This window comes from Janthinobacterium sp. RA13 (genome assembly GCF_000745325.1).
In the GTDB taxonomy this organism is placed as follows: Bacteria; Pseudomonadota; Gammaproteobacteria; order Burkholderiales; family Burkholderiaceae_D; genus Janthinobacterium; species Janthinobacterium rivuli.
The window spans coordinates 5,746,200-5,773,113 of the sequence record NZ_JQNP01000001.1 but is presented as its reverse complement, the minus strand read 5'-3'; the positions used below and the strand labels follow the sequence as shown (position 1 = coordinate 5,773,113).

General features: G+C 58.1%; 40 protein-coding genes. 24 read left to right on the top strand and 16 right to left on the bottom strand.

The features are described 5' to 3' along the window. Nucleotides 1-153 precede the first annotated feature (153 nt). From FG13_RS25620 to FG13_RS29710, 3 genes are all read right to left on the bottom strand, one after another. Nucleotides 154-816 (bottom strand): MAE_28990/MAE_18760 family HEPN-like nuclease, encoded by a 663-nt coding sequence (locus FG13_RS25620; protein ID WP_035825600.1) that lies wholly within the window; start codon nt 814-816, stop codon nt 154-156. Beyond that, a complete protein-coding gene (locus tag FG13_RS29715) occupies nt 809-1,933 on the bottom strand; it encodes a GmrSD restriction endonuclease domain-containing protein (RefSeq protein ID WP_081922716.1) in 1,125 nt (374 codons plus the stop codon). Before FG13_RS29715 ends, FG13_RS25620 begins: the two co-directional genes overlap by 8 nt. Before the next feature lie 147 nt (nt 1,934-2,080). Further along, a complete protein-coding gene (locus tag FG13_RS29710; protein ID WP_035825598.1) occupies nt 2,081-2,524 on the bottom strand; it encodes a helix-turn-helix domain-containing protein in 444 nt (147 codons plus the stop codon). Between the two features lie 73 nt (nt 2,525-2,597). Here FG13_RS29710 and FG13_RS25610 point away from each other — a divergent pair, with 73 nt between their 5' ends. The 12 genes from FG13_RS25610 to FG13_RS25560 all read left to right on the top strand — a co-directional run bounded on the left by FG13_RS25610 (nt 2,598) and on the right by FG13_RS25560 (nt 9,495). Beyond that, nucleotides 2,598-2,801: a ribbon-helix-helix protein, CopG family gene (locus FG13_RS25610; protein WP_081922715.1), complete on the top strand. Its 204-nt coding sequence runs from the start codon at nt 2,598-2,600 to the stop codon at nt 2,799-2,801. A gap of 10 nt (nt 2,802-2,811) precedes the next feature. Further along, the gene (locus FG13_RS25605) at nt 2,812-3,015 is read left to right on the top strand and encodes a hypothetical protein (protein WP_035825594.1); all 204 of its coding nucleotides are present in this window, start codon (nt 2,812-2,814) and stop codon (nt 3,013-3,015) included. A gap of 37 nt (nt 3,016-3,052) precedes the next feature. Further along, complete coding sequence (locus FG13_RS25600; protein WP_035825591.1) at nt 3,053-3,241, top strand: hypothetical protein; 189 nt, start codon at nt 3,053-3,055, stop codon at nt 3,239-3,241. Further along, complete coding sequence (locus FG13_RS25595; RefSeq protein WP_034745818.1) at nt 3,238-3,501, top strand: ogr/Delta-like zinc finger family protein; 264 nt, start codon at nt 3,238-3,240, stop codon at nt 3,499-3,501. Before FG13_RS25600 ends, FG13_RS25595 begins: the two co-directional genes overlap by 4 nt. A gap of 121 nt (nt 3,502-3,622) precedes the next feature. Further along, nucleotides 3,623-4,024 (top strand): hypothetical protein, encoded by a 402-nt coding sequence (locus FG13_RS25590; protein ID WP_035825586.1) that lies wholly within the window; start codon nt 3,623-3,625, stop codon nt 4,022-4,024. A 101-nt stretch (nt 4,025-4,125) separates the two neighbouring features. After that, complete coding sequence (locus FG13_RS31025) at nt 4,126-4,479, top strand: hypothetical protein (RefSeq protein ID WP_034745810.1); 354 nt, start codon at nt 4,126-4,128, stop codon at nt 4,477-4,479. Next, complete coding sequence (locus FG13_RS25580) at nt 4,469-6,307, top strand: replication endonuclease (protein ID WP_081922714.1); 1,839 nt, start codon at nt 4,469-4,471, stop codon at nt 6,305-6,307. The genes FG13_RS31025 and FG13_RS25580 overlap by 11 nt, the downstream gene beginning before the upstream one ends. Further along, on the top strand, nt 6,304-6,456 hold the full coding sequence (locus tag FG13_RS30750) for a hypothetical protein (RefSeq protein WP_175539401.1): 153 nt from the start codon (nt 6,304-6,306) through the stop codon (nt 6,454-6,456). Before FG13_RS25580 ends, FG13_RS30750 begins: the two co-directional genes overlap by 4 nt. Continuing rightward, nucleotides 6,450-6,689, top strand: a complete 240-nt coding sequence (locus tag FG13_RS25575; protein WP_051959459.1) for a hypothetical protein — start codon at nt 6,450-6,452, stop codon at nt 6,687-6,689. The genes FG13_RS30750 and FG13_RS25575 overlap by 7 nt, the downstream gene beginning before the upstream one ends. Next, the gene (locus FG13_RS25570) at nt 6,686-7,300 is read left to right on the top strand and encodes a hypothetical protein (protein WP_200880272.1); all 615 of its coding nucleotides are present in this window, start codon (nt 6,686-6,688) and stop codon (nt 7,298-7,300) included. Before FG13_RS25575 ends, FG13_RS25570 begins: the two co-directional genes overlap by 4 nt. Beyond that, on the top strand, nt 7,297-8,148 hold the full coding sequence (locus FG13_RS25565; RefSeq protein WP_051959458.1) for a phosphoadenosine phosphosulfate reductase domain-containing protein: 852 nt from the start codon (nt 7,297-7,299) through the stop codon (nt 8,146-8,148). Before FG13_RS25570 ends, FG13_RS25565 begins: the two co-directional genes overlap by 4 nt. Before the next feature lie 201 nt (nt 8,149-8,349). Beyond that, nucleotides 8,350-9,495, top strand: coding sequence for an Arm DNA-binding domain-containing protein (locus FG13_RS25560; RefSeq protein ID WP_035825585.1), 1,146 nt, complete (start codon nt 8,350-8,352; stop codon nt 9,493-9,495). A gap of 121 nt (nt 9,496-9,616) precedes the next feature. Here the strand turns inward: FG13_RS25560 and FG13_RS25555 are convergent, their stop codons facing one another. From FG13_RS25555 to FG13_RS30250, 3 genes are all read right to left on the bottom strand, one after another. Further along, nucleotides 9,617-10,120, bottom strand: a complete 504-nt coding sequence (locus FG13_RS25555) for a hypothetical protein (RefSeq protein WP_035825583.1) — start codon at nt 10,118-10,120, stop codon at nt 9,617-9,619. A gap of 101 nt (nt 10,121-10,221) precedes the next feature. Then, on the bottom strand, nt 10,222-10,581 hold the full coding sequence (locus FG13_RS30255) for a hypothetical protein (RefSeq protein ID WP_152598861.1): 360 nt from the start codon (nt 10,579-10,581) through the stop codon (nt 10,222-10,224). A 106-nt stretch (nt 10,582-10,687) separates the two neighbouring features. Beyond that, nucleotides 10,688-11,056, bottom strand: coding sequence for a hypothetical protein (locus FG13_RS30250; protein WP_152598860.1), 369 nt, complete (start codon nt 11,054-11,056; stop codon nt 10,688-10,690). A gap of 231 nt (nt 11,057-11,287) precedes the next feature. On the opposite strand from FG13_RS30250, the gene FG13_RS29705 reads away from it, so the two are divergent. Continuing rightward, nucleotides 11,288-11,713 (top strand): Tox-REase-5 domain-containing protein, encoded by a 426-nt coding sequence (locus tag FG13_RS29705; RefSeq protein ID WP_235211806.1) that lies wholly within the window; start codon nt 11,288-11,290, stop codon nt 11,711-11,713. After that, complete coding sequence (locus FG13_RS25550) at nt 11,710-12,423, top strand: immunity 52 family protein (RefSeq protein ID WP_051959456.1); 714 nt, start codon at nt 11,710-11,712, stop codon at nt 12,421-12,423. Before FG13_RS29705 ends, FG13_RS25550 begins: the two co-directional genes overlap by 4 nt. 245 nt (nt 12,424-12,668) lie before the next feature. Here FG13_RS25550 and FG13_RS25545 read toward each other — a convergent pair whose 3' ends face one another. After that, entirely contained in the window at nt 12,669-12,899 is a 231-nt protein-coding gene (locus FG13_RS25545; protein ID WP_035825578.1) for a hypothetical protein, read from the bottom strand. 314 nt (nt 12,900-13,213) lie between these two features. Here FG13_RS25545 and FG13_RS25540 point away from each other — a divergent pair, with 314 nt between their 5' ends. Both FG13_RS25540 and FG13_RS25535 read left to right on the top strand, forming a co-directional pair. Then, nucleotides 13,214-13,516, top strand: coding sequence for a hypothetical protein (locus tag FG13_RS25540; RefSeq protein WP_035828739.1), 303 nt, complete (start codon nt 13,214-13,216; stop codon nt 13,514-13,516). Nucleotides 13,517-13,928: 412 nt separating this feature from the next. Next, complete coding sequence (locus FG13_RS25535) at nt 13,929-14,348, top strand: hypothetical protein (protein WP_035825576.1); 420 nt, start codon at nt 13,929-13,931, stop codon at nt 14,346-14,348. Between the two features lie 23 nt (nt 14,349-14,371). Here FG13_RS25535 and FG13_RS29185 read toward each other — a convergent pair whose 3' ends face one another. The 4 genes from FG13_RS29185 to FG13_RS25510 form a co-directional block, all read right to left on the bottom strand. Further along, on the bottom strand, nt 14,372-14,758 hold the full coding sequence (locus FG13_RS29185) for a hypothetical protein (protein WP_051959455.1): 387 nt from the start codon (nt 14,756-14,758) through the stop codon (nt 14,372-14,374). Beyond that, nucleotides 14,752-15,120, bottom strand: a complete 369-nt coding sequence (locus FG13_RS25520) for a hypothetical protein (RefSeq protein ID WP_152598859.1) — start codon at nt 15,118-15,120, stop codon at nt 14,752-14,754. Before FG13_RS25520 ends, FG13_RS29185 begins: the two co-directional genes overlap by 7 nt. 181 nt (nt 15,121-15,301) lie before the next feature. Further along, on the bottom strand, nt 15,302-15,754 hold the full coding sequence (locus FG13_RS31205) for an HD domain-containing protein (RefSeq protein ID WP_035825570.1): 453 nt from the start codon (nt 15,752-15,754) through the stop codon (nt 15,302-15,304). A 14-nt stretch (nt 15,755-15,768) separates the two neighbouring features. Beyond that, nucleotides 15,769-16,614 (bottom strand): hypothetical protein, encoded by an 846-nt coding sequence (locus FG13_RS25510; RefSeq protein ID WP_152598858.1) that lies wholly within the window; start codon nt 16,612-16,614, stop codon nt 15,769-15,771. 54 nt (nt 16,615-16,668) lie between these two features. Between FG13_RS25510 and FG13_RS25505 the strand changes: the two genes are divergently transcribed. From FG13_RS25505 to FG13_RS25495, 3 genes are read left to right on the top strand one after another with little or no spacing between them, the layout of a single operon-like run. Beyond that, the gene (locus tag FG13_RS25505; protein WP_035825564.1) at nt 16,669-17,043 is read left to right on the top strand and encodes a hypothetical protein; all 375 of its coding nucleotides are present in this window, start codon (nt 16,669-16,671) and stop codon (nt 17,041-17,043) included. Between the two features lie 38 nt (nt 17,044-17,081). Next, the gene (locus tag FG13_RS30245; protein WP_152598857.1) at nt 17,082-17,324 is read left to right on the top strand and encodes a hypothetical protein; all 243 of its coding nucleotides are present in this window, start codon (nt 17,082-17,084) and stop codon (nt 17,322-17,324) included. Further along, complete coding sequence (locus tag FG13_RS25495; RefSeq protein WP_161784212.1) at nt 17,321-17,704, top strand: hypothetical protein; 384 nt, start codon at nt 17,321-17,323, stop codon at nt 17,702-17,704. The genes FG13_RS30245 and FG13_RS25495 overlap by 4 nt, the downstream gene beginning before the upstream one ends. A 98-nt stretch (nt 17,705-17,802) precedes the next feature. On the opposite strand, the gene FG13_RS25490 is transcribed toward FG13_RS25495, so the two are convergent. Beyond that, a complete protein-coding gene (locus tag FG13_RS25490) occupies nt 17,803-19,404 on the bottom strand; it encodes a sensor domain-containing diguanylate cyclase (protein WP_051959453.1) in 1,602 nt (533 codons plus the stop codon). A gap of 205 nt (nt 19,405-19,609) precedes the next feature. Here FG13_RS25490 and FG13_RS30550 point away from each other — a divergent pair, with 205 nt between their 5' ends. Next, a complete protein-coding gene (locus FG13_RS30550; protein ID WP_161784211.1) occupies nt 19,610-19,786 on the top strand; it encodes a hypothetical protein in 177 nt (58 codons plus the stop codon). A 425-nt stretch (nt 19,787-20,211) separates the two neighbouring features. Here the strand turns inward: FG13_RS30550 and FG13_RS30545 are convergent, their stop codons facing one another. Further along, entirely contained in the window at nt 20,212-20,454 is a 243-nt protein-coding gene (locus FG13_RS30545) for a hypothetical protein (RefSeq protein ID WP_035825558.1), read from the bottom strand. A gap of 249 nt (nt 20,455-20,703) precedes the next feature. Here FG13_RS30545 and FG13_RS25480 point away from each other — a divergent pair, with 249 nt between their 5' ends. The 3 genes from FG13_RS25480 (at nt 20,704) to FG13_RS25470 (ending at nt 22,709) form a co-directional block, all read left to right on the top strand. After that, nucleotides 20,704-21,453: a hypothetical protein gene (locus tag FG13_RS25480; protein ID WP_035825556.1), complete on the top strand. Its 750-nt coding sequence runs from the start codon at nt 20,704-20,706 to the stop codon at nt 21,451-21,453. Between the two features lie 5 nt (nt 21,454-21,458). Then, complete coding sequence (locus FG13_RS25475; protein ID WP_035825552.1) at nt 21,459-21,701, top strand: Imm32 family immunity protein; 243 nt, start codon at nt 21,459-21,461, stop codon at nt 21,699-21,701. A 63-nt stretch (nt 21,702-21,764) separates the two neighbouring features. Next, nucleotides 21,765-22,709, top strand: coding sequence for an SMP-30/gluconolactonase/LRE family protein (locus FG13_RS25470; RefSeq protein ID WP_200880313.1), 945 nt, complete (start codon nt 21,765-21,767; stop codon nt 22,707-22,709). Nucleotides 22,710-22,829: 120 nt separating this feature from the next. Here the strand turns inward: FG13_RS25470 and FG13_RS25465 are convergent, their stop codons facing one another. Further along, the gene (locus FG13_RS25465; RefSeq protein ID WP_035825550.1) at nt 22,830-23,897 is read right to left on the bottom strand and encodes an SDR family oxidoreductase; all 1,068 of its coding nucleotides are present in this window, start codon (nt 23,895-23,897) and stop codon (nt 22,830-22,832) included. Between the two features lie 98 nt (nt 23,898-23,995). Here FG13_RS25465 and FG13_RS25460 point away from each other — a divergent pair, with 98 nt between their 5' ends. After that, the gene (locus FG13_RS25460; RefSeq protein ID WP_035825548.1) at nt 23,996-24,895 is read left to right on the top strand and encodes a LysR substrate-binding domain-containing protein; all 900 of its coding nucleotides are present in this window, start codon (nt 23,996-23,998) and stop codon (nt 24,893-24,895) included. Between the two features lie 15 nt (nt 24,896-24,910). Here the strand turns inward: FG13_RS25460 and FG13_RS25455 are convergent, their stop codons facing one another. Both FG13_RS25455 and FG13_RS25450 read right to left on the bottom strand, forming a co-directional pair. After that, nucleotides 24,911-25,864 carry an ABC transporter substrate-binding protein gene (locus FG13_RS25455; protein WP_035825547.1) on the bottom strand — a complete coding sequence of 318 codons (954 nt, stop codon included), beginning with the start codon at nt 25,862-25,864 and terminating at the stop codon, nt 24,911-24,913. 59 nt (nt 25,865-25,923) lie between these two features. Continuing rightward, on the bottom strand, nt 25,924-26,898 hold the full coding sequence (locus tag FG13_RS25450) for an ABC transporter permease (RefSeq protein ID WP_034759656.1): 975 nt from the start codon (nt 26,896-26,898) through the stop codon (nt 25,924-25,926). Between the last annotated feature and the right edge of the window lie 16 nt (nt 26,899-26,914).

Below are 26,914 nucleotides of genomic sequence, written 5' to 3'. Positions count from 1 at the left end.
AAGAGCAAGCAGGCCGCGAAACGGGCGGCGCTGCATGCTTGGAAAACAATTGAGGAAGTACGGGATATCATCTGCGAGCATGAAGAGAAACCCTAGCAAAGATCCGCGGTAATCACAAGGAGAATAGGATAATTTTTCAATTGGGATTTCCCGCTATGCTTGCAACAATTCCGGAATCGGTCTTATATATTTCTTCGTCGAAGCCGCATTTTCTATGTCAGTTTTGTATTCGCGCATCAACTGCAAAATCTCATCGACGAGCTCACCAAATTCCCGGCCACCCAAATCCAGATATTCGCCATGCGCAACTTTATTTCTCTTATTCACAAGACTTTCATCGATAAGATTAAATTTAGTCGCATAAGAAATTGTACTTATATCCAAAGATGAAGCAATATTAGAAAATACTTTTGAAGTCAAATTTGATTCTGTGTCAATTGCTGACGACATATTCAAATTTGCCTTTTTCTCAAGCTCAGAAAATATAAAATTAAATGCCTCAAGATTTGGCGCCGATTTTCTTGAGTTCGCAAGAGTCTGCAACTTACCTTTCAAACCAAATAATGAAAAGCAACTTTGCAGTTCCTTATATGTATGCCCTTGATTATTTATATAATTCAAATAATGTTCGGAAGCGTTTTTTACAAAACCTTCCCAGTGGGCATAAAGAATCGCCACACCAGCCCGAATGAAGAACTTCTTTTCCTGCCCATCAGATTTAGACACGAATCTAAATGCGCCTATCTCTTTAACTCTCCACCCCATTTCTTTATCAAGAGTATCCTGAAGCTGGGTTAAGGTTTTAATATCAGACATTGCCAGGGCCTGTTGGGTTCAGGAAAATAGCCGCCAAGGGTAGAAGTCTTGAGAGACGTGTGGTACCTCTTATGCCAGCGCCAGAACTCTGTGTGAAGGCCTCTGTTGCCCACAGCTTTCGAGCGACTTCATTAAGGAAAGCATGACGTTCTACTGGTGTCATGGCTTCGATTTGAGCAAGATTTAAAGAAACCCCAGTAGCCATCACTTCAAATACAGAAATTAAGAATTTCCCGGAAAAACTGGCCCCGTTCCATCGTTTAAATGCCATGCTACCTAAAGCATCATCTAAGAACCTAAATGTTTTAGAGAATACCTCTTTTTCAGAGTCCATATCAAAATTATCATCGGTTGCCATTTTTATCAAGGCATCATCGAGATATTCATGTACATCTAAACCGGCTACATAAGGAACATTTCTAAATGCAAAAAATCGCAATGCTAATTCCACACCGGTCTGTGACTCTATCGCAACACCAGTTTGATCTGTAGTTTTTAAAAAGGAAGCATCAACCGAACGATCCATTAACCAATTGTAAAATTCCCGATTTAAGGAAACCGCCATACTATTTCTAACTTCCTGTTCGGACAGGCCGGCACCACCTGTATTTAGACGCTGAAAGAGTTCAAATTTCGCGGCAACGTCACTATCGGCCTTAAGAATTTCCACACGAATTCGTGCACGCTTCATCTCTATTTGCAGAGCTTGTCCAATCCCGTCATCCGCACCTGCAGCAGATTCTTTCCAACGTTTTTTGTCCAGGCTCGGCAAGAAGCGAGTTCCATTCAGAACTAGAGGCCCTAATTGGTCAGCACGCTCACCTTTGAGATCGCCAGTAAGCTGAAGCACCGTTGATAGGCGCTGAAGTCCATCGATAAGCTCCCACACTCCGTTTTCATCCTGATAGACAAAAATTGGTGGAATTGGAATTCCAAGAATTAACGACTCAATAAAACGTGTTTTTCGCTCATCTTCCCAACGAAAAAGTCGTTGGAAGACTGGATCAATAACAAGCTCTCCGTCCTTGTATAAGTTGATAATTTCACCGAGTGACATCTCATATCCATCGGTCACAACTCTCTTTCTAGTCGCCTGAATTTCGTCTGTTAGTGCCATGAAACCTCCAGTTAATTTAGTTCAACGAATGTTTTTTCTATCATTTTAAAACACAAGGCAACCATGCATATTACAAAGTAGAGGATAATCCGCTGTACGGTACAACCAAACGGTGCGTGCTTTGTATCGACCATTACAAGGCATTGATCATTTTTTTTTACGACCGACATGGATCGTTTGTGGTGCTGTTATATTCCCGTGGATCTGCTGACCAATCTCGCCATGAACAATAACTTGAGTATGCCGCTCTGCAGACTTAGCTACCGCGGTAGGAGGTGCATCAGCAATCCCTTCGACAACTCCCAACACGCGTGCTTTCCCGCGCAAATCTAACCGCCGATAACCCGCTAACAGCTCGTTCTCATCGTCGGTTAAAGAATTACTTGTCGGAACACCAAGCATCACATACGAGATATCTACCCCTATGCCTGCCAATGAGACCATGTAGCCAGCATCAGGCAAGGTCTTTCCTTGCTCATAGTTAATCTGAGCGAGTTTTTTCACGCCACCAACAGCCGCGAACGCTTCTTGTGTAAGGCCCAAACGTGTTCGCTCTTGCCTTAACCTATCACCAAAAATATTTTTATCCATACATCTAATTTGACAAGTATGTTTTGACATACTATAGTTACGCCATCCTGTAGCGATTACACATCATAACATTATGAAAAACTTGTCAAAAGTCGGACGCATTACCAAAGGCGTCACCTCCCAGCCGCTTGGCGTTCGCCTGGCTCCTGACGAGGTAAAGGAAATCGAAACTCTAGCAGCAGCTCAACAGCGGTCACGCGCATGGCTCCTTCGCCTCCTGATCCTGCGCGGCCTCGCCGACTACAAGCGCGAACTCGCATCCAAATCCACCCACTAAGGACCACGTCATGTACCCCGATGCAAAACGTATTCGCAAACATACAGTTGCGCTGCGCCTGGATGATTACGAGCACCAGCTTGTTTCCTCAATCGCCAACTACCAGGGCGAAGAGCTTGCGGTGCTGGTGCGCCAGATCGTGATGCGGGAAGCCTTGGCCGTGATCGCCTTGGATGACGCCACTATCGACAGCGTACAGCGTCGCAGCGTTTAAACCGAGTCACTTTTGAGCAACTCTAAAGTTACAGAAAATGCCAGACCATCAAATTCACCTCAATGACGAAGAGCGCGCGGTGCTGGAACTCGTGCGCCAGCGCCAGGGGCTGGCAAGTATCGATCAGGCGGCTGAATGGCTCGTCAAGTCGCGCTTACGCATACAGTCGAAAAACATGACAGGTCGCGGTCGCGCCCTGTACCAAGTGGAAAGAAAGCTGAAATGAGAGTCATCGGCCTGCCCTGCCCGCATTGCGAATACACCGTCCGCGCCGTCAAAAGCCGCACGATGTCCGCCATGTTCAAGGAAATCACCTACATGTGCCAGAACCCCGAATGCGGGCACTCCTTCGTGGCAGGCCTGGAAGTACTGCGCACCCTCTCGCTGTCCGCCATGCCCAAGCCGGATATCCGCATCCCGATGTCCCAGCATGCGCGCGCGGCAGCCACCAGCCAGCTGGCCCTCGACCTGACGGCGGGCTGCTGATGACTATCCCGATCCTCGCGCCGCCTTAACCCGGCCGCTGTAACTCCCCCTCTTTTGCTGTGCCCTGCTGCGTTCCTTTTTGAGCGTGCGGGATTCGTTCAACCTGAAATAAGGAAAACCGATGGAAAACACGCTGCACGCCACCAGCCATGCCGACCAATCCATGTCATCAAGCACGATCCGCCCGACCTTGCAAAATTGTATTGTCCCCGTGGCACCAACGTGTTTTCTGCTGCAAGCTGGCGCGGGCATCGGCATCGCGGCGCTGACCGCCCACATCCATGAGATCGCCAAGACCTATCACGCCTACGGCGCTGCCAATCTGACCTTCATCGTCAGCGATGCGCAGGCACTGGAACGTGACGGCTTTTTCGCGCCAGCCAAGCAGCGCGCCCTGGTCGGCAAGCTGCCCATCGAGGTGAACTACCTTTTCGCCAACGAAGCGGGTTCCCGCCACTGCTGCGGCGCATCGCACACGCTCCTGTACTGGGCAGAACAATTTCTCAAGCCAGGGGCACGCTGATGCTGCGCCTGGCCAAAACCTGCGGCATCTGGCTGCTGTCGCTCCTGATCGTCATTGCCCCCGGCGTGCTGCGGGCCATTGGCTTCATCAAGGACTGAACCATGCCGGCGTCCCTTATCGACAATCACCTGTCGTTCCAGCCTGCCGCCGAGATTCTGGCAGCGCGCGACAAGGATATGCCGACGCCGCCGGGCGCCGGGCATGCGCTGGCCGCCATCGCCGAAGCCAAGGCCCAGCTACGCAGCATCAAGCCGCGCAACCTGGCGCCCTTCATGGCCCAGGCCTGGGGATTGTCACCCCGTGGCGCGCGCCGCTCCGTGCTGATTGCCGCCGGCATGGACGCCGACCGCTGGGAATCGCCCATCCATTCATTTACCGAGGAAGAGCGCATCGAACTGCGCGCCGCCACCTCTGCCGCTATCCGTGTGTACGAAAGACTGTTGAATGCAATCTAAACAAATCCTGCTGCCTGCCCCGCAGCGTCACGAAGCCTTCTTGCGATCCGCCCAGTTCGCGCCCGAGCTGGCCCGCATTCCGTTCAAGTGGCGCAACCGCGTCATCAACGCGGCCCTGGCCAAGATGGCCTGGTCGTCCTGGTACAAAGTCTATGAATCCGTCGCCAGCAGCTTTGTGCGCGAGTTCGCCGAACAATACGTGCCGGCCGGCGTCGACCTGTCGCAGAGCGACGCCGACATCGTGGCCACCGCCGAGCGCGCGGCGGCCGGCGTGACCAAAATGCTGTGGATGGCAGTGTCCGACACGCACGCCCTGCAGATCATGGAAGACGAATGCGCCTCGTATGGCATCGAGCTGCCCGAGTTCGACGCGCTGGCCGACACCATCGCCCGCCTGGTGGATGCCCGCTGGTGGCGCCGCCAACTGCGCAAGCGCGTCAAGCGCGCCTTTGAAGCCGGCAATATCCGCCTGGGGTACGTGAACTATCGCGGCGAACCCTACGCCAGCAACGACGCCGTGCTGTCGCGCCTTGCGCAAAACCGCCGCAATGCGGCAGCGCTGGCAGCCACGCTGGTGCAGAACGAAAACGGCCAGCAATTCAGCATCGCCGAGCTGGCCGAGAAAACGACCGCGAATAAAGCCATCCGGCGCGGCGAACTGATGTTGCGCATCAACGGCTTTGAGCAGATCGCCCGCGAGTGCGGCGACCAGGGCATTTTCATCACCTGGACGTGCCCATCGCGCTTCCACGCCATGCAGCACAGCGGCAAGCCAAACGACAAGTTCGACGGCTCCACGCCGCGCGAGGCAAACGCCTACCTGGGCAAGATGACATCGCTGTGCCGCTCCGCGCTGGCGCGCCGGGGCATCGGCCTGTACGGCTTTCGCATCGCCGAGCCACATCACGATGGCTGCCCGCACTGGCATTTGCTGCTGTTCGTACGCCCCACCGCGAAATACAAGGCGGCCCACCTGCAGGACGTGGCCGGCCGCGCCATCCGCATCATGAAGCGCTACGCCTGGCGCGTGGACCGTGGCGAACCGGGCGCCTTCGCGCGCCGCCTGGACGTGAAACGCATCGACTGGGCCAAGGGCAGCGCCGCCGGCTACATCGCCAAGTACGTGGCCAAGAACATCGACGGCGTGGCCGAGCACAAGACGAAAGAAGGCTACGTTGTCACGGCCGACACCGAAGGCGATGTCGAGCTGACGCCATCGGCGCGCGTCGAATCCTGGGCCGCGTGCTGGGGCATCCGTCAATTCCAGCAATGGGGCGGTGCGCCCGTCACCGTATGGCGCGAACTGCGCCGCATCGAGGAGAACATGCTCAACGAAGCCCCGGCCGCCATGCGCCGCGCCTGGGACGCCGTGCAAAAAATCGACGGCGAAAAGCGCGCCTGCTGGGCCGAATACCTGCGCGCCCAGGGCGGCGCCCTGGTGCCGCGCAAGGAACTGGTCGTCACCCTGGCCAAGGACGAAAAGACCGTCATCGGCCGCTACGGCGAAACGCTGCGCACCACGCCCTACGGCGTGCGCTGCAGCGACCTCATTGGAGTGGTCTTCAAGTCCGTGCGCCATACGTGGACGCCGGTACAGGCCACAGGCGGGCGCGCGGTGGCTGTTGGGGTTGCCGTTCCTCGGACTCGTGTAAATAACTGTACGCACCCCGACCGCCCTGCCCCGGCCATGCCGCCGGCGGCGCCCATACCTGACCTGCCCGACGAGGCCAAAGCAGCACTGATTGCCGCATGGGCGGCCGTCAACGCCTGCCCGTGGCCCCGGCTGATCGTCCCCGACACCCCACCCCATGAAGGAAATGGCACATGAGCACCTATGCCGTGATCGTTCGCACGCAAACCGAACGCTTTGAATTTTTTGAGGTTGCCGCATCCAGCGGCGACGTGATCGACGCCGCCATCGACCGCTACGGCGTGTGCGGCGTTACCGCCAAACTGAAAGGAGCACCGCAATGCTGACCACCCTGACCAATTCGCCGCGGCAAATCGCCCTGGGCGACCGCGTGACGTTCGATACCGACGAAGGCTACCAGGCCGGCACCGTCAACGACCTGCGCCGCGACGTGGGCAATGGCGAGCTGCATGCGTGGGTGGAACTGGACCATCAGTGGCCAGGCATGTTCCGCGCCGTGCCGCTGGGCGCAATCGAAGCGGTCAAGAAGGCAACCGCGCCCGTCGGGTGCCCAGCATGACTGCGGAACGCTCAGTACCGGCCGTGGCGGCCTTGTTCGTGCGCGCCAATTCCATTTACAAGACCATGCCGGCGGTTGATGCCTGGGATGCGGAACGCGACGCCCGCACCTGGCCGGGTGGTGTGCCCGTGGTAGCGCATCCGCCGTGCCGCTCCTGGGGCACGCTGCGCCACCTGGCCAAGCCGCGTCCGGACGAAAAGGAACTTGCAGTATGGGCCGTCGCCCAGGTGCGCAAGTTCGGCGGCGTGCTTGAGCACCCGAAGCGCTCGACCCTCTGGCCACACTGCGGCTTGCCAGCGATCGGCGAGCGGGACAAATTTGGCGGCTGGACGCTCCCAATTTTCCAAAGCTCGTTTGGCCACCGCGCGGAAAAAGCCACCTTGCTGTACATCGTCGGCTGTGCGCCAGCTCAAATACCGGCCATGCCCATCGTCCTGGGCGACGCCTCGCATGTGATCGCCCCGTCCGGCCGCAACCGCTCCGGCGAGCGTCGCCGGAAGGGCGATCCAGGCTGGCGGCCGGAATGCGGTAAGGCAGAACGCGAGCACACGCCCGCCGAGCTGGCGCATTGGCTGGTGGCCCTGGCTCGACGCTGTGCGGTGCCCGCATGAACAGTCCATTCCTGTTCGATGGCCCGGGCGTCATTTCGTTCAGCGGCGGCCGTACCAGCGGCATGATGCTGTGGATGACGCTTCAAGCCTACGGCGGCACGCTGCCGGCTGACGTCGTGGTGTGCTTCGCCAACACCGGCAAGGAAGAGGAGGCGACTCTTGAATTCGTGCGCGACTGCGGCGAGCGCTGGGGCGTTCCCATCGTCTGGATAGAAAACCGTCCTCGCAATGAAGCGCGCGGCAAGGAATTTGCCATCGTGGACTTTGCTACGGCCAGCCGCCGCGGCGAACCGTTCGCCGATCTGCACGACGAAAAGAAATTCCTCCCGAACCCAGTAGCGCGCTTTTGCACGGCGGAACTCAAGGTACGCCCGATGCAGCGCTATTTGAAGTCGATAGGCCTGGTCGAGTGGACCACGTTTATCGGCATGCGCGCCGACGAGCCCTTGCGCGTGGCGCGGCTGGCGAATCAGGACTACGGCAAGCACGAAGTGAAAGAAGCGCCCCTGGCGGCGGCCGGACTGACCGTGGCCGATGTCAGCGCGTTTTGGGCAACACAAGATTTTGACCTGGGCTTGCCGAACATGAGCGGCAAGACGATGCACGGTAACTGCGATCTGTGCTTCCTGAAAGGCGGCAACCAGGTGCTATCCCTGATCCGCGAAAAGCCCAGCCGCGCGCTGTGGTGGATACAGCAGGAAAAGAACGCCCAAACGGCCGGATCGGGTGCTGGCGGCTGGTTCCGCAAGGACAGGCCCAGCTATCAGGCGATGTATGACATGGCTATGAATCACGGGGAGCTGTTCCCGTTCGACGATGCGCTGACGGATTGCGGCTGCACGGACTGATGATGTGCTCACAAAACGATACCAGTTTGAAAAGGAAAAGCGAATGCTTCGCTACATGACCATACCGAAGTTTTCAAGCGAGTCAGGCTACACGCCTGACGCGATCAGAACAAAGATCCGGGACGGGATCTGGCCGAAAGATGCCGTCTGGATCAAGGCACCAGACAATCGAATTTTAATTGACGTGAAAGGGTATGAATCATGGGTAGAGACGGGAGAGGTGTTAAAGCTGCATCGGAAAGCAGCATCGAAATCACCTTCATGTATCGCGGCACCAGGTGCCGGGAAAGGATCGCGCTCAAGCCCACCTCCGCTAACCTGAAACGGGCCGAGAACCATCGAGCGGCGATCCTGCACGCGATTGCCACCAACAGCTTTGACTACACGGCCACCTTTCCGCAATCGTCCAATGCCGCCAAGTTTGCCGACCAGGTCGGCGACGTGCAGACCATCGAGGCGTTTCTGGATAAGTGGCTCGACAGGCAAAAAAAGCACCTCAAGGCCAGCACGTACAATGGCTATCGCAAGATCGTCGTTGGCCAACTGATCCCTTGGTTCGGCACCATCATGCTGTCGGCGCTGCGCAAGAAAGACGTGCGGACGAAGCTGGAGCCCATGAACGCGACCAACAAGACCATGGCCAACATCCAGAGCGTGCTGCGCAAGGCGCTTGACGACGCGATAGAGGACGAGCTGATCGAAGTCAATCCACTGGCGCGCTGGTGCTATTCCAAAGTCGAGGCGCCGCAATCGAAAGACGATATCGACCCATTTACGAAGGAGGAGCAGGCGGCGATTCTGGCGCAGGCTACCGGCCAGGGGCGCAACCTGTTGCAGTTTGCATTCTGGACAGGCCTGCGCACGTCTGAGCTGGTGGCACTGGATTGGGCCGATGTGGACTTCGTGCGGGGCGTCGTGATGGTGACGCGTGCCCTCACGCAGCACTCCAAAGCGGCAGAGAGCACGAAAACGAACGCCGGTCGCCGCGAAGTCAAGCTTCTGGAGCGTGCTATGCATGCGCTGCAGGAGCAAAAGGCATTCACGTGGGCGAAGGGCGAAGAAGTTTTTCAAAATCCTCGCCTGGAGCGGCGCTGGGAGGGGGACCAGCCGATCCGCAAGACTTTATGGACCGGCATCCTGCAAAACGCTGGCGTGCGGTATCGCAACCCTTATCAGACGCGGCACACCTACGCCAGCATGATGTTGTCGGCTGGGGAACACCCTATGTGGGTGGCGAAACAGATGGGGCATGCTGACTGGACAATGATTGCCAGGGTATATGGGCGTTGGATGCCGGATGCAGATCAGACGGCCGGATCAAAAGCGGAAATTGTGTTCGGTCTTTAAGGATTAAGTCTATCGGCTGGCTGTCATGCAACATTACCTATCCTGACTGAGGGGCAGGAAACGCCCCAAAGCGGCCGTTCGTTCCTCCCAATTCGTCGTTGAAATGCGGACCTCTACGGAGTCAGCGGGTAACTTCTCTGAATGGCTGTTGACGAAGATAAGGCGAGCGAACTCGTTCGACAAATAGACCTAGATCGCGTGCGATGGCAATCGATCGCTCGCATTTCGAGGGTACTCCGATGTACATGTAGTAGTCATAGCCAAAGTGGACATACGCCTTACCTGGCACGACGAGTTTTCCCCAGGCCTCTTCGCGAAGGACTAGACGCGCGAAATCGAGGCTTCGAGCAATAGATAGGTTCCCCCGGTGCAGAAAGCCATCTGCGGTGGCGTCGCGACATTCCAATGCCGTCAACTCCAATGACTCGATACCTGCCTCATCCAGGAAACTTTTCATAGCAGACAGGTAGCTATTTTCAACATTCAGATATACCGCCTCAGACAGCATCCCACCGTCAACCACCCGTCCGATATCAGATCGCGAAGTCCAATCGCAACCTGTGTATGCGCCTGTCGCATCTCTCAGCGATGGCTCATATTTTGTTACACGGTATTGATTCTTCATGGTCGCGATTCAGGCAGAAGGGAACTGCGGAAAGCCATCTCTGGCAACGGCTGCTTTTGGCCGGTTGCCGTCGTTGCCAGGTTCCGTCACATTGCAGAAGTTCAGAGACGTTCAATCGTGTAAGCCTCAACTTCGCATCCCCAGCCGCTGAAATGACCGCAACCAAACGGCCCTTGGGGCATACGAACAACCCCAGAAATTCGGACGCGTTTTCCCTGCCAGCGCATGAGCATTTCTTGATTCGGCTGGATACTTCCTGCACCAAAGGTAATCCAAACGCTGGATTGATAGTACGGAGGATCTACCGCTTCCGTGATCTCCCGTCGCTCTGCCTTTGGATAATGGCCGAGAGAGTGATTCTCAAATTCAAACGTCAGCAAACCAACGATTTCGACCGGCTTACCGTCAAGCTCATCTGCGCGGTCGATTACTTCGTTGACAGATAGCACATTGCTCATCATGAGATACCGTCAAATTAAGGGTGTGTGGAACGACCGCTTTTGGCCGGTTGCCGTCGTTGGCAGGTTCCGCCCCGAAGCAGACGTAACCGACATGTCCAAGATTAACTTAAGTCAGTCGTATTTGACGCGTTTTTAACTGATCGATTTGGCGAGCTTTCGACTCTTCGGAGTAAGGCTCTGAGGATGAATCGAAGGGCTTGTAAACTCCAAAATCGTACATTTCATAATACTTTGTCATTGCTTCTGTCCAGGAAGATGCTTCAAACGTTGCAATAAATCGAGCATCAGCCGTCATAAATTCCGGCCGACTCCCGTTAGCAATACAAACCGTTATTCCATCTTCCTCCTCCCAAACCTCATGTAGTAAAGATGCCATTTCTACCTCTAGATGATTGAGTAGCCAGGTCAAAAAAATGAATGTTGCTATACGACCGCTTCTGGCCGACAACTGCCGTTGCAAGTTGATTGTCTGCATTTTGCCAGCAAAACCTTCAAGATGCCTAAAAAATCTAAGTTTACGGTAGGTTCGATTCCCGCCGTCTCCACCACCGAATAAATAAAAAGGGCTTCCCCGTTTTGGCGGGGAGGCCCTTTTTATTTATTCCATGCATGCAGAACGCGGGCGTCGCATCCGCGTCCGGTACGGACACGGGGGTTTTGCGGGACTTCGGCGAGCGCAGCTCGGCGCCGCAAAACCGGGTTGCGCTTGCAAGCGCAACCCTTTCCGATTCGTCTGACTAGCTTTTGCGCCGCAGGCGGTTTTCCTAGCAACAACATCAGCCGCTCAGGCCGTGCACGAAAACCGGACCTGACCCTCGCTCCGTGCTCGCTCCGCCTTATTACCGAATGGATGTTCAATGGCGTGACATTTGACGGTTTTGATTCCAGTCAGTGTCTCCTCAAGGAAGCCAAAGCGAAGTATGATCAATTTTTTGACGATGCCGGCGATCCGCAAGAGTGGTGGAACGGTGATGGGGCGCTGTTGGCTGAGGCATCCAGACAATCTGGCGTCGCAAAGCCGATGCCACCAGTTCAACTCCGCTGGTACTTCATGCAATCTAAGAGTTATCGGTTTTTCTCAAAAGCGCTCGTGGTAATGCGCCTTCCAATCGAAACGGTATTCAATCCATGAAACGTCCCTACGAATTTACCGCAATATTCCGTCACGCCGGCCGGCTTGACGTCAAAACGATGCTGGGTGAGCTGCAAGGACTTGTTCCTGATCTGCTAGCATGTTCACCGATATTAAATGGCTGGTTTCTTAAAGGAAACAAAAAAGCGGAAGCACTTCTTTACGAAGTCTTTGACCACGATGGCCCCACCACAGCCGCCATTGCGGTGTTGACCGAGTCGTTGAAACACGATGTGGATCCGCGCATCGTCAGCATGTGGAATGGTCGCGACGGCAGCGAAGGCGCGTCGGTTCAATACGTTGGACGCCTTATGCCGGAAACAAGCATGATGGTGCTGCGTGCCAAGCCAGGCGCGTTCGCGCAAGATTGGCAACTCGTCACAGAGCTCGTTCATAAGTCCGTAGCAATCTGGCATCCCACCGTCGTGACGGTTGAATCGGCCGGCTACTTTGACAAAAAGGTTTTCAAAGACCGTCCAGGAATCGGCTGGATGCTGTATCTGCCAAGGGTACTCAACGTTCAGCAAGTACCCGAGGCTCGCGCACTGGTGCCGGTGCTGGGGACCGACAACCAGCAGATTGGCACGATCATCGTCAGTGTCATCGACGCGCCTTTCTCTGACGAGAATCCGGAGCATGTCAAGATAGCCAATGCCATTGAAATCCGATTGGTCGATCAGGACTTGCTGCCTCGATACGCAGACCTTTGAACGACATCGACCTTCGCGCCAGATTGTCATAGGCGGACCAGAACTATCTACGCGAGATGACCCATCACTGCGGCGAGCACACCGCTGGTCGCCACGCAGAACCGTTCGACGCTGGCCAGTGTGTCTGGCGGCGGTGAGGCCTCGCCGGTCAATCAGCAACAGGGAAGGAGGCGGCACCAAGGGGCTATTTCAGGACGCATGCCGTTCTTGAGTATGACGTAGTCATTTCCGTTTTACATATGGCGCTATGACAGTAACAAGCCTTCCAGGACCGATGTGAACAAACTCGCGGCGTCCATCTGCCACTTACGAATTAGCAGATGGTCAGGATCTTCGTAGTAGTAGATCGGGCGACCAGCGGCCAGGTGAGACTTGGCAGCAGCGCCGTCATCGGCCACGAGGGCTTTCAAAACCTGCCTTGACAGCTCATCCAACTGATTATCATTCACAAATTGCTTGGCAATTTGCAACGCCAATCAAATAACCTCTTCCTAGTTCGATTTTTCATTTTTGGTGACTCCAAGTTTTCCAAGTATCCAGCAGGGATTCCTCTGACTACATTTTGCGCCGCAGGCGGTTTTTCCTAGCAACAACATCAGCCGCTCAGGCCCTGTACGAAAACCGGACTAGCTCAACCTGCCTCTTACTCCTTGCGGATGCAGACCAGGCGACCGGATCACAAGCGGAAATTGTGTTCGGTCTCTAACGATGAAATCGACCTCCTGACTGCCATGCAACATCAGGAGCCAATGATATAGTGGCGGCCATGTACTCAATGAAAGAAACTGCCATGAAAAACGACGCAACCGCTCGCCCGCAAGCCACCCAGGCACCTGTCAGACTCAGCAAAGGGGACTTCGTCACCGCACTGCGCAAGCTGCTGCAAGAAGAAGGAAAGGCCGGCAAGACCAGCGTGGACGTACGCGCGGCAACCCTGCACACCGACGTTGGCATTTATCCCGCGCGCGGCCACTCGATGCCGACCTGTTGCACGGTGATGTATGAGGAGATGCAGCCCGGTGACGAGATACTGCTGACGCCATCCGGCGGCAAAGGGCCAACGCTGCTGGTACGGTATAAATTCCCGCGCTGAAAATCGCGGTCTTAAGCTACTGGAGGCGATTCAGAGCGCTAATCTGCTCCGTCCGCTTCCGTCCCCGAAAGCAGCCAGTCAATCCGTATTGACGCAGCCAGGGAAGACTCTTGTTGTGGCCATAGGCGGAACTCCCCTCGCTCCGCAGGACTTAAAACCGGCCATAGCCGAGCACCAGGTTGACGCCAATAGAATTGTTAATATGCTACACCTATAAATGTAAAAACTTGCACTTTCATGCCCGCTGAAACCATCTACAAGGATGACCAGACAAGCCACGGCGGCGAAAAATGCAGGACTACAAGCACGGCCAGCGAGCCATATCCAGCAAAGGCACGATGATCAAACCAAGCAAGCAGAAGGGCCACCTGAGCAAACGCGATCTCGACGCATTGGCAAAGAAATCCCAACCATGAAAATTGCGCGCCTGCTTTCCTCCAGTTTCCTCGTGCTGGCTGTGGCCCTCGTCGTCTATGGTCTTTTCGGCTTCTCCCGTTTTGCGTGGTACACCGGCGTCTACTATGACGAGCGCATGATCCTGTTCGACCACGGCGCCTATCCTTTTGCGTGGGGTATCGCATTGCTGCTGACGGGGCAAATCGCCCGCTTGCACCATCGTCGGCCAGCCATGCTGCTCGCCGCTGGCGCCGCCCTGGCGCTGCTTCTCTGGAAGCGTGCAACGGTACCTGCCGCCATCGCCAATCAGCGACTTTTTCCGGATCCTGCTTTACTGGAGGGACTGATTGTTACCGCTGCCGTGGTGATCGTCCTGGCGCTGATAGACCGCCCCGTCGAGCAGGCCATCCGTAAGGCTCTTGGTCGTACCCGGTGACCCTTGAAGGTCCACCGCCCCCACTACTCGCCACACACCGCCCCACCAACCGCTCCTCCGATACTCAAGCCCGTCGACAAATCAAAGCCAAAATCGCAGTGATGGCCATCCTTTGGCCGATATCGGCACAGCAGCATGTCACGATGGCGAACGCGTATTTGTGCATCGGGACAGCCATTGGGAAAATCCGGTCCCATGGCGTCGAACATGTCTCTGGCAGCGGCTCCCGTCAGACGAAACGCGACTTTGGTATCGCCCGCAACCGGGGCGACGGCTTCGTCAAGATATCCGCCATAGATCGCGTACGAAGCTGAAAAATTCCTCTCTGCAAACGCCCATACGGCCCGAGCCTGGTGCGCCAACAGCAGGCACAGTAGCGTGACGCCTAGCAGGCTGGCGCGCCTCAGCATATGGAGCCGCCGATGCTGCGCCCCGTCAGCAGATCAAAGCCAAAGTCGCAATAATGGCCATCACGGGGATGGTAGGAGCAGCTCACTTCCGCCCGCTGGCGCAATCGATATTCGCCATCCACGCCGCACGCGTTGCGCAAGTCGGGCCCCATCGCATCAAATAGCTGTTTCGCCGCCTTGCCGTCGATCCAGAACGCGATGCGCTTGTCTTTCCTGGTCGGCGGCTGCGGATCGCTCAGGCTGCCGCCATAAACCGCATAGCGGCCTTTGAATGACTGGTAAGAAAATAGCCATTGGGGAGCGGATTGAGCCATGGCCGTAGCCAAAACAAGAAGAAGAAAAACAACGAGAAGGCGTTTCATATCATCTGCCTTGCTACTTGATCGTGACATGGAAATGGTCGTCGTGCCGTAGCGCTCGCAAAGAAATCTGCGCTCGACAATTCTTACCGCTATGCATTTTCTGAGCATTGCGAAGGATCAAAGGTCCGTACGTTGGTGGACTTGTTGCCAGTTGAAGCGATGGCGTTGCGCCATTTCGAAGTTAAAAAACCTCACCCCTTAAATATTCCATCGCCCGCCGATACTTCTCCACCCGCTCCAGATCCTTCTGCGTCGGCCTATCGATCCTCGACAAATCGCTATTCTCGGCCAGATCCGCCAGCTTGACGGCCTTGCCGACCGGGTCCAAGGCCGCGCGGGCGACGAACGCTTCGTAGGACTCGCCGTCGATCTTGGTCACGGCGCGCACGCCGTCGATGACTTCCTGGGAAAATCCTTCGCGCGCCAGGTCGTCGAAGGTGATTTTTCCATCGCTGTCTTCCACCACGTCATGCAGCACGGCAACGATCTGCTGAGCACCGGGGGCGACGCGCAGCATGACGCGCAAGGGGTGGAGTATGTACGGCGCGCCGCCCTTGTCCGTCTGGCCCGCATGGGTGGCGGCGGCAATTTCAATCGCGCGCTCCAGGGTGCCGCGTCTTACGTGTTCACTCATTGTTCACTCCTTGTTCACTCCACCTTGATTGGTGACCCCGTTGCGCCCCAGCCGCGGCGCTGCAAATGGCAAACACTGCTGCATAGCAAGGCTGGCACCAGTAAATTGAGGACTGGTACGAGCATCAGCAAACACAACAGCAATCCCAGGGCAAAAATCGCCGGACGCTGTTCGCGGCGCAACGCCGCTTGCTGTTCCGCGCCAAGCACCTTTTCAGCCGCCGCGCCGTAGACCATCTGGACATTCCAGGCCAGCAAGTACGAAATCAGCACGCACATGGCCCACACCGGAATCAGCAGGGAAAACAGCAGCAACAGGCGCCGCCGCCACACAGGGCGGGCGGAGGATGTATCCAGGCCGGCCGGCGGCTGCCAGGCGGCATAGCGGCGCGCCGCCACAGCCTTGGCGCGCTCCAGCAACAGCCAGCGCAACGGCAAGCGCGCCGTGCCGATGGCGCCGACGATAAAAACCAGCACATAGAAAAAGCCAGCCAGCGCCAGCAACGCCAGGGCGATCTGGCCGATCGACAACAGAGCTTTGGCGGCACTGCCCAGGCCGCCGGCGATATTGCCCATCTGCGAAAGCGTGGCAGGCCCGTTGGCCAGTGTCCCGACGCCATCCATCACGCCCAGCCCCAGCAAACCGGTAACGGACACCAACGCCAGCATGGCGCTCAGCTCGACAAAAAAACGGCCGAAGCAGCTATACAGTCCCAGCCACAGCGCCACGACCGCCATGCACCACAGCGCGGAGCGCCACCACAGCCCCGCATGACGCGCATCGCGCAGTCCCAGGCCGACGCACGTGAAGGCTTCCCGCCAGGCCTGCAGCCAGGTTTGCAATATTTGTGTCACGCTCAAGCGTACTCCGCAGTGAAGGGGCGGATACGTCGATCCGTATGTTGCCGATTGTACATGGACAAGGCTGGTCCACGCGCCACCGAGAGCAACGGGCAAACCCCGCTCCAGCTCGCCATTGTTTGCGATACCGCAATTCCCGGTGGAAAGGAATACGAAACAATGCCAACTCCCCCACCGTTGCGCCTAGCGGAGTTGACCATGCTTGAAGTTCAGCCCAGGGATAAGCGCGGTTTTTTTATCCTGCCCCAGGCTCCGGAAGGTGCCGGGTATTACGTCTATGGCAATCTGCACCGGATGCCACATTCCGGCCATATGGCCCAATATGCGCACCCCAGCTTGCTATCCCTGATCTTTTACATCGAACGTGAATGGCAGGCAATTGATGATCGGAAATTTGGCATCGGGAATATCAGTATCGCGGAAGGGTAGGGTACGACAAGCATGTGAGCCACCGGAAAGGCCTTGAAATGGATATACGCCCCATGCGGAAGGACAGGCTGGAAGGCCAGTCCGCACGCGTGTCACGCTTTGATGACGTGTATGACCGAAACGCCACCATCCAATTGATACGACTGTTTTTGCAGCATCCCATGGTCACCAAGGTCTTCTTTAACGATGGCGAGGTGCAAAAAACAATTGCCGGTGGGCGCGTCCGCTCTCTGCAAGGGCACGACGACCATCTTCATATTGAAATCAGGGAGCATGGATGAATACTCGGCTTGCATGCTGCGCCATGGCGCTCGCTCTATTCTCAACGGCACATGCGGCCGACAAGCAGCGGGAGTGGAGTGGCGAGCCAAGGCCATTGCGTGGTGACTATCAGATCTATGGCGGAACGCTGTCCGACATGCTGCCGCCCACGCGAAACGACCGGAAAGTGGCAATCATGGTCAAAGGGGAATTGGCACGGGAACTGTTTGCCCAGCTCGGCCCCGATGTGCAACAGGAGCAGGCCTGCAGCTCCTCAGCGGGTTACCGGGAGCGGCGCAGAGGAGATATTACCTGCGTTCATACAAAAGGGGCAGCATACGAATGCTATTTCGGACTCGACCTGCGCACGGGAAAAGGCACGTATGGAGCAATCTGCTAAACCGGGCTCTACCTGGCGCGGATAAAACGAAGGCCTGCCTCAGTGCGCAGGCGAGCAGTAGCGACAAGTACGGCCCGCTCCTCCACCTTCAAAAATGGCTATCGAAATGCAAAAGCAGTCACGGCCTGCTCGGCAGGCTCGCAAGACGATTCGTAACAGACCTGATTTCTTCCCGATGCCTTGGCCCTGTAGAGTGCCTTGTCAGCGAGCTCAACCAACTCGACCGCCTGGTTTTCCAGGTGCGTCGGCATGAAAGCCGCCACGCCGACGCTGGCCGTCACCACGCCAAGGGGATTGCCACTATGCTCGACTCCCAGCGATTGCACTGCTTGCCGGACGCCTTCCGCCACCGCCAAAGCGCCAGGCAAATCCGTCCCAGGCAATAAAATGACCAATTCCTCGCCACCGTAGCGCGCCGCAAGGTCGCCCGGCCTGCGCATGCTGTAGCCGACCACTTTGCCGATTTTTCTCAGGCACTCGTCGCCGGCCACATGGCCATAGATATCGTTGTATTGCTTGAAGAAGTCGACATCGATCAACACCAGTGCCAGAGCGCTTTTCTCACGCTGCGCACGGCTGCACTCGGCAAGCAGCGACTGATCGAAGTGGCGCCGGTTCGCCAGCCCCGTCAATCCATCCTGGTTGGCAAGACGGGCCAGGGTTTCATTGATCATTTCCAGTTCATTACTTGCCTCGACCAGTCTCGCTTCGCTCTTGACCCGCAAATCGATTTGCCGCACCACGCGGTATCCGATGAACGCGATCAGCAATACCAATACGCCACCTACCGCGTTCTGCAAAATCATGTCGAGACGCCACTCGGCGAGTACTTCATCCTGCGATAATGCGGCAGAGACGACCAGCGGATATTCCTCGACTCTTCGATAGCTATTGATACGCGTCACGCCATCGACTCGCGACTTGATCACTGCCGTGCCAACGGGACTTTTGGGCAAATAATCATGGAATAGGGGAAACTGCGAAAGATCGCGTCCCAGCAAACTTTCATCGAACGGCCGTCTCAATAAAAGAATGCCCTTTCCATTCGCGATGAAAATGGCGCCCTTTTTTCCTATTGAGAAACGTTCATAAAACAGCCTGAAATAATTCATGTCGATGGTCGCCAGCGCCACGCCGCCAAAACTTCCGTCAGGCATATTGATACGCCGCGACACCGTGACTATCCAGTGTCCCGTCGATTTGCTGCGCACGGGAGGACCGACATAAGGCCCCCGATCAGCATGCGTTCGATGGTATTGGAAATAATCGCGATCGGAATTATTCAGATTGCTCAACAGCGTTTTCTGAGAATTCACGAGCCAGCTGCCATCCCTGGCATAGATGAAGATGCCGTGTAACTGACGCAGCTCGGCGACACGGCTCACCAGCAATTTGTGCATGCGGGCCAGTTCAGAATCGGAAACACCATCGGTTTCCACCCGCTCCACCAGGCCGACCAGCACCGTATCGGCTTCCTTGATGGTGTCATAAGCATGCTGCGCAACAGATTGCGCCAGGTTGGCGCTTTCGCGCCCCGCTTCATTGAGTTGCACTTCGCGTGCGCGCAAGGTCATCCACAGCTGGATCGCCAGCAGCGACAGGCACACCAGCACGACAAATGAGATCGCCAGCGGCAGCAGGGAAAAGCCACGAAAGCCTGCTCCCAGCAAACGTGGCGGCAAGCTGCGTGACCTGGTCATGGGTACACTCCCGGTTTGATATGCGGCAAAGTGTGCACCAAATAGGTGGCAACATACTCACACATCGTCACAAACACGATATAAAAAAGTTACCGCCATGGCGTCGGAGTATCCGGTTCCAGCTCGCTATTGTTTGCGATACCGCAATTCCCGGTGGAAAGGAATACGAAACAATGCCAACTTCCCCACCAAGTGCGGACTGGAGGTGGACATTCCTCCATTGCGCAAAGATGGCCTGCCCATTCCAGTATATTGGTACAACAAAGAATACGATCAAGCTGCGACGGCAAAGCTCATCGCACTTTTTCGCGCCCATGCCAGTGTGCGCAGGGTGCTGTTTACCGATTCAAGAATCACGACCATCACTTTCACCTGGAACTGAGTACCTGACATGAAGAAACTGTGGGCTATGGCGTTCGGCGCCCTCACCGTGTTTTCACTGGCTTATGCGGCTGGCAACAGCGACTGGGGCGAATACCAACCGTTCAAGGGTTCTTATCTGATCTATTCGAATACCTTGGGCGAGCAACAGCCGCCCACACCGCATGAGCGCAAGATTTCTTTCATGGTCACGGGGGCAGTGGCCAAGGACATGTTTGACTCCATGGCTCCGGATTCGAAAGAGCGCTGCAGTTTGGAGCAAGGCTATCGGCAGCGCGACAAGGAAAATGTCTCGTGCACCCTGGATCACGACGCCTATGTACGCCACTTCGGCTTTAATCTGCGCAATGGAAAAAGCATAGGTGGATCGATTTGCCAGGTCGCCTGTTGCCTGGCACCGTCAAACGGCGCCAGGCTCACAGGCCCCTACCGCCGGCTCAACGGCACATATTCCCCCGGCAAGCTGGCCACCTCCAGCGCATCGGCAAAGGCCAGCAGGAACTTCGCCGGACCATGCTCGGACACGAGCAGGGAGGCGCCCTTGTGGCGCAGCAGTTTCAATACTTCTTGCTGGTGCGCCTGGTATTCGCTGGAGTGGCCGTAAAAGGTTTGATACATCTCCAGCGTTTCCATGGCCTTGGCGGCCAGGATGAATTCGGGTTTGTCCATGATGTCTCCTCGTTGTCATTGCTGCCAAAACCACGAAAAAAAACCTCAAGATGTGCGGCCCATGCCGGTCGCACAGCCTTGCGGCAACCACATCCGTATTTCCATCATACGCCTCAACCCGGCCATTGCGCCGTCCAGTCGCGCATCTTTTTCCATCCCGCCCGTCCGACGCCATCCCTGCGGTGCGCACGCTAGCGCCAGCTGCCGGCACATGGCATCATGCGCGTTGCCCATTTACTCTGACGACACATGGATCAATATCACTTCCTGGTAGGCGAATTCAAGAAAGATAGCCCCTTCATCGCCGCCGCAGCCAGCGCGCAACTGTTTGCCTGGTTCGCGCACATCGGCGAACCCGTCGAGCGCTATGGCAACAAGCGCGGCAAGGTCGTCAAGTTCTCACAGCGCAATTACGAGAAAATGCTGTTTGCGCCAGAGACCGACAGCATCGAGCTGTTTTCACCGCGCATCGTGCCGCCCGACGAAGCCGACGAGACCACCAACTGCGACGCGCTTGTCGTGTATTCATCGGGCTCGTTGTTCGTGCTGGCCATACGCGCCAGCAAGCTTGCGCTGGCGCCCTTGTTCGACGCTGCGCGGGCCATACCCGGCCTGTTCGAGCATTGCGAGTATATCTACTGCTACGCTGAAACACAGGGCTATGGCACCGGCTACGCGCTCGGCTACCGGCAGCTCGACGAGGCCCATCCGATGACCTTTGGCATTCCTTGCCCCGCAAATAACTGGGCCGCCATCAAGCGGCGCGGGCTGCAGGATGCACACCTGCGCGATGTCTATCCCATCAATGGTTTTACGCAAGCCCGACTGGATGCGCTGCCGCCCGAGCGCCGGCAAGCCCTGCGCGGTGCGATGCAAGCCCATGGCCGCTGCGAAGAGCATGCCGGCTGGATCTTCTGGTACCTGCAGCCCGGGGAATTGGACGCGGCCCGCGCCGCACTGAACGCACACGCCATGCTGGGCGCCTACATCAACAACTGAACCTCATGACCACACATTTATCGCTGCACTGCTATCTGCAAGACGAGGCCGCCGAACGTCCCAAACGCTGTTCCGACGTGACCATTCAGGCCGACCCGGCCACCCTGCGCGCCATCGCCCGCTTCCTGATGGCCAGCGCGGACACGTTTGAGCAGGCGCAAGACCGGGCCGGCATGCACGCGCATCTGCAAGACGAGTGGGACGGCTGGCAGGACGACTTCCCCGACCTCGTCGTGGTGGCGGCCTAGCCAGGCGCCCCGGCTCGCGCGTGTCGGGTAACATACGCCACCTTTGCCATACAGAGAACACTGATGCACCAATCCCGATACGCCCTGCCGTCGCTGCGCACGGCCGTGCTGGCCGCCGCGCTGGCCAGCCTGTCCGCCTGCGCCAGCCAGCCCGCGCACGAAACGCTGTTCCTCGCCACCACGCTCACGCCCGCGCATTCCTTCACCAAGGGTATCGAAGGCCCGGCCGTGGATGCGGATGGCAATATCTATGCCGTCAACTTTGCGCGCCAGCAAACCATCGGCAAGGTCAGCCCCGGCGGCACTGGCGAGGTGTACCTGACCCTGCCCGGCACCAGCATCGCCAACGGCATCCGCTTCGGCAGCCGTGGGCAGATGTATCTGGCCGACTACATGGAACACACGATCTACCTGGTCGACCCGGCCACGCGCGCGCTCACCATCCACGCGCGCGAACCGCGCATGACGCAGCCGAACGACATCGCCATCACGGCCGACGACGTGCTGTATGCGAGCGATCCGAACTGGAAGGAAAACACGGGCCGCGTGTGGCGCATCGCGCAAGACGGCACGGTGACCCTGGCGCTCGACACCATGGGCACGGCCAACGGCATCGAGGTCAGTCCCGACGGCAAGATCTTGTATGTGAATGAAAGCGTGCAGCGCAATATCTGGATGTACGACATCGCCGCCGACGGCAGCCTGAGCGGCAAGCGATTGCTGATCAAGTTCGACGATTTCGGCATGGACGGCATGCGCGTGGATATCGACGGCAATCTGTACGTGACGCGCTACGGCAAGGGCACGGTGGTGAAATTGTCGCCGCAAGGGCGCATCCTGCGCGAGATCAGCGTGCCCGGCGCCAAGCCCAGCAACATCACCTTCGGCGGCCCCGATGGCCGCACGGCGTACGTGACGGAAGTGGTGCAAGGGCGGCTGCTGCAATTTCGCGTCGACCGCCCAGGGCTGGAATGGCTGCGGGCGCAGGAGCGGCGCAAGCCAGAATAGCAGTGGGGATGTCGGCTTACGCGCTTGCGCGCTAAGCCGACCTACGCACTGCCACGATGGCCCGGTAGGTCGGCTTAGCCGGAACGGCGTAAGCCGACAACCTGCTTGGCCGCGACCAAGTCAGCGGGGAATGACGCGCTCCGCCTTCAATTTCTCGAACAGATTGAAGAAGGCATCCTGCGTATCCTGGTAATCGAGAAAGCCCGCCTTGCGGCTCTTGCCCATGTCCGTCATGACTTCCATCGGCCGCCCCAGGTCGGCATCCGTATGCCACCAGGAAGCGAGGCGGCTGACATCCAGCTCCACCAGGCCGTGCTGCTGCGCGATGGCGCGCCACTGCGCGGGCGCGTCCTGCATGCGGCCGGCCAGCGGCGCCATCGCCTCGGGCAGGTCCGCCGCCTCGACACCGAAATAGGCGGCCAGGCGCGGCCACAGCCACTTCCAGCGGAACACGTCGCCATTGACGATATTGAAGTCCTCGTTGCGCGCGCAAGGGCTGTCCGCCGCCCACGCCAGGTGGCGCGCGATCTGACCCGCGTCCGTCATGTCGGACAGGCCGTGCCATTGCGCGGGCGAACCCGGAAAGACGAAGGGCTGGCCGCCGGCCTTGCACAGATTCGCATACACGGCCAGGGTCAGGCCCATGTTCATGGCATTGCCCAGCGCGTAGCCGATGATGGTGTGCGGGCGGTGCACGCTCCACGTAAAGCCGTACCGCGCGGCTGCGTCGAATAGCCGGTCTTCCTGCGCATAGTAAAAGTTCTCCACGTCCTGGCGCCCCTGCTCTTCGCGGAACGGCGTGACGGGCACCGCTCCCTTGCCATACGCATCGAACGGTCCCAGGTAGTGCTTGAGGCCAGTCACCAGCGCCGCATGGCGCAAATGGCCAGTGGGGCCCAGCGCGGCCAGCACATTGGCGACCATGGCGCCATTGACGCGGATGTTTTCCTGCTCGTTTGCCTGGCGCGCCCAGGCTGTGAAAAAGACGTGGCTGGCATCAATGCCCGCCAGGGCGGCGCTGACCGCCACGCCATCCGTGGCATCGAGCGGCAGGCATGCGCAGCCGGCGGGGACTGGCGTGCGGCCGCGCGAGACGCCCGTCACCTGCCAGCCCTGCGCCAGCAAGTGCGTGGCCAGGTTGCTGCCGATAACGCCGCTGGCGCCGATAATCAATGCGTGCTTGTTCATGCATACTCCCATGGCTGTGTAAGAAACCATGATATAGCGGACAGAAATTCTTATCCGCGATAGTATTTCATCTTATTCATGAAAAATACTCTGCAATCATGTCAGAACACTTGAAAGGCATCGCGCCTTTTCTTGCCACCGCCGACGCCGGCAGTTTCACCAAGGCGGCCACACGGCTGCACCTGAGCAGTTCGGCCGTGAGCAAGAGCGTGGCGCGCCTGGAAGCGCGCCTGGGCGTGATCCTGTTCGAGCGCAGCACGCGGCGCTTGCAATTGAGCAGCGCGGGGCAGGCCTACTACGCCACCTGCAAGCGCGTGCTGCAGGAACTGGTCGATGCGGAAAACGTGCTGGCCGAGCAGGATGGCGAACTGGCAGGCAAGGTGCGCATCGGCGTGCCCGCGTCGTATGGCCGCATGCGCGTGATGCCGGCGCTGATTGAACTGTGCGAAAAGTATCCGCAGCTGCAGCCGTCGATCAGCTTCAGCGACCGCTTTGCCGACCTGTTCGAAGAGCGCATCGATATCGCCGTGCGCATCGGCGCGCCGGGCAGCTGGCCGCCGGGGCTGGGACAGATGCCCTTGGGCGAAGAGCGCCTGATCTTTTGCGCGGCGCCCGCCTACCTGGCGCGGCGCGGCACGCCGGTGGCCATCGCGGATCTCGATGGCCACGACTGCATCGCCTATGGCCGCGGCGACGGCACGGCGGCGCCATGGCTGTTTGCCGGCGAGGACGGGGTGGAACGGCGCGCGATCGATCCGCGCCTGACGGTGGGGGATGCCGAGGCGCAGACGGCCGCCGTGCTGGCGGGTCTGGGCATCGCGCAGCAGGCGACCTGGCTGGTGCAGGAGCACCTGGCCAGCGGCGCCATCGTCGAAGTACTGCCGGCCTGCGCCACGCCAGGCTTGCCGCTGTCCCTCGCGTGGCCGCTGGCGCGCCAGCTGACCACCAAGACCGGCACGCTGCTCAAGGAATTGAAGCAGCGCCTGACGATCAGCTGATACTCAATATGCAACTCAATATAAAACGTTCTTCGCTTCCGGCTGATCGACATTGGCCTTGGTGACGATCACCACGCCCGTGTTGACGAACGGCGCGACCTTCTTGCCTTCGATCAGGCTGACGAGGGTTTTCACGCCCAGTGCGCCCATCGAGTACGAACCTTGCACGGCGGTCGCGTACAGGGTGCCGTCCTTGACGAAGTTTTTCAAGTCTTCATTGCCATCGAAGCCCACGGCGATCACCTTGCCGGCCTTGCCCGCCTGCGCGATGGCGCGGCCCATGCCCACGGCCGTCGGCTCGTTGGCGCCGAAGATACCCTTCAAGTCAGGATTTGATGCCAGCACGTCGGTCGTCTGGTTCAGCGCCGTGGCCATCTGCGACTGCGAGTAATACGTGCCGACGATCTGCAGCTGCGAGTTCTTTTCGATATAGCGCTTGAAGCCGCCCACCCGGCCCGTTTCGGAACCGGCGCCCGCCACGTACGACATCACGGCGATCTTGCCCGTCTTGCCGACCTGCGAAATGAGGGCCTTGGCGCTTTGCTCGCCGGCCGCTTCATTGTCGGTCGACAGGAAGGACTGGTAATAGCGCTTGCCGCTGTCGGCCACCAGCGAATCGATCAGCACGACGGGAATCTTCGCTTCCCACGCCTTCTTCAGGGCCGGTACCAGCGCGTCCGGGTCCGACGCGGCCAGCACGATGCCGGCCACTTTGCGCGTGACGGCGTTTTCCACCATGCTGACCTGGTCGGCGATGGCCGATTCCGAAGCCGGTCCCTGGAAGGTCAGGCTGTAGCCCTTGGCGTCCGCGGCGCTGGCCGTGGCGCCCTTTTTCACGTTTTGCCAGTAGTTGGAATTGGTCGTCTTGACGATCACGGCGATCTCGCCCGGGGCGGCGAAGGCGGCGCTGGAGCTCAGGGCAAATGCTGCGGTCAACAGACCGAGTGACATGGCTTTGATGGTGTTCATTGTCGTCCTCATGTAATTATAGATTTAGTAGATTGACTTCATGCGTGCTGCTTGCTGCTTCAAGCGCGGTTGCGCTTCTGATCGATCCAGACGGTCAGCAAGATGACCAGTCCGATAATGATTTGCTGGATAAAGCTCGATACCCCGTTCATGTTCAAGCCATTGCGCAGGATGCCGATGACGAAGGAGCCGATGACGGTGCCGGAAATGGTGCCGATGCCGCCGATCAGCGAGGCACCGCCGATCACGGCGCTGGCGATCGCATCGAGTTCGTACATCACGCCCTCGTTCGGCTGCGCCGTCACCAGGCGCGACATCAGCACGCAGCCCGTCAGGCCCGACAAGGCGCCGGACAGGGTGTACACGAGCAGGGTCACGCGGCCCACCTTCACGCCCGACAGGCGCGCCGCCTCCGCATTCGAGCCGACGGCATAGATATGCCGGCCAAAGGTGGTGCGGCTGAGCATGATGGACACGGCCACGGCGATCACCACCATCAGCACCACCGGATACGGAATGCCGGGAAACACGACTTCGGGAAAGGTGCCGCCCGTGTCCCGCTCGATGCGCCACAGCACGCCGTTACCGAGTTCGCCGAACGACTCGCCCAGGCCGGAAATGGCGCGCGCACCCGTCACCTGCAGCGCCAGGCCGCGCGCGATCAGCATCATGCCCAGGGTGGCGATGAACGGAGGCAGCTTCAGTTGCGTGATGCAAAAGCCGTTGACGGCGCCGCACATGGCGCCCACCACGACGCCGCCCAGCATGGCGACGGGCACGGGCACGCCGCTTTTCACCAGCAGCGCGGCGGCCACGCCGGCCAGCGCCAGCACGGAGCCGGAACTCAAGTCGATGCCGCCCGTGATGATGACGCAGGTGGCGGCAATGCCCAGGTAGGCGATCGACGTCACTTGCAAGGCCACGCTCATGCCGTTGCTGACGGAGAAAAAGGCGTTGCTGGTCAGGGAAAACACGAGCAGCAACAGCGACAGGCTGCCCAGCGCGGCGAATTTTTGGATCAGTTCTTTGTTCATTTTCTTGTGGCTTTCT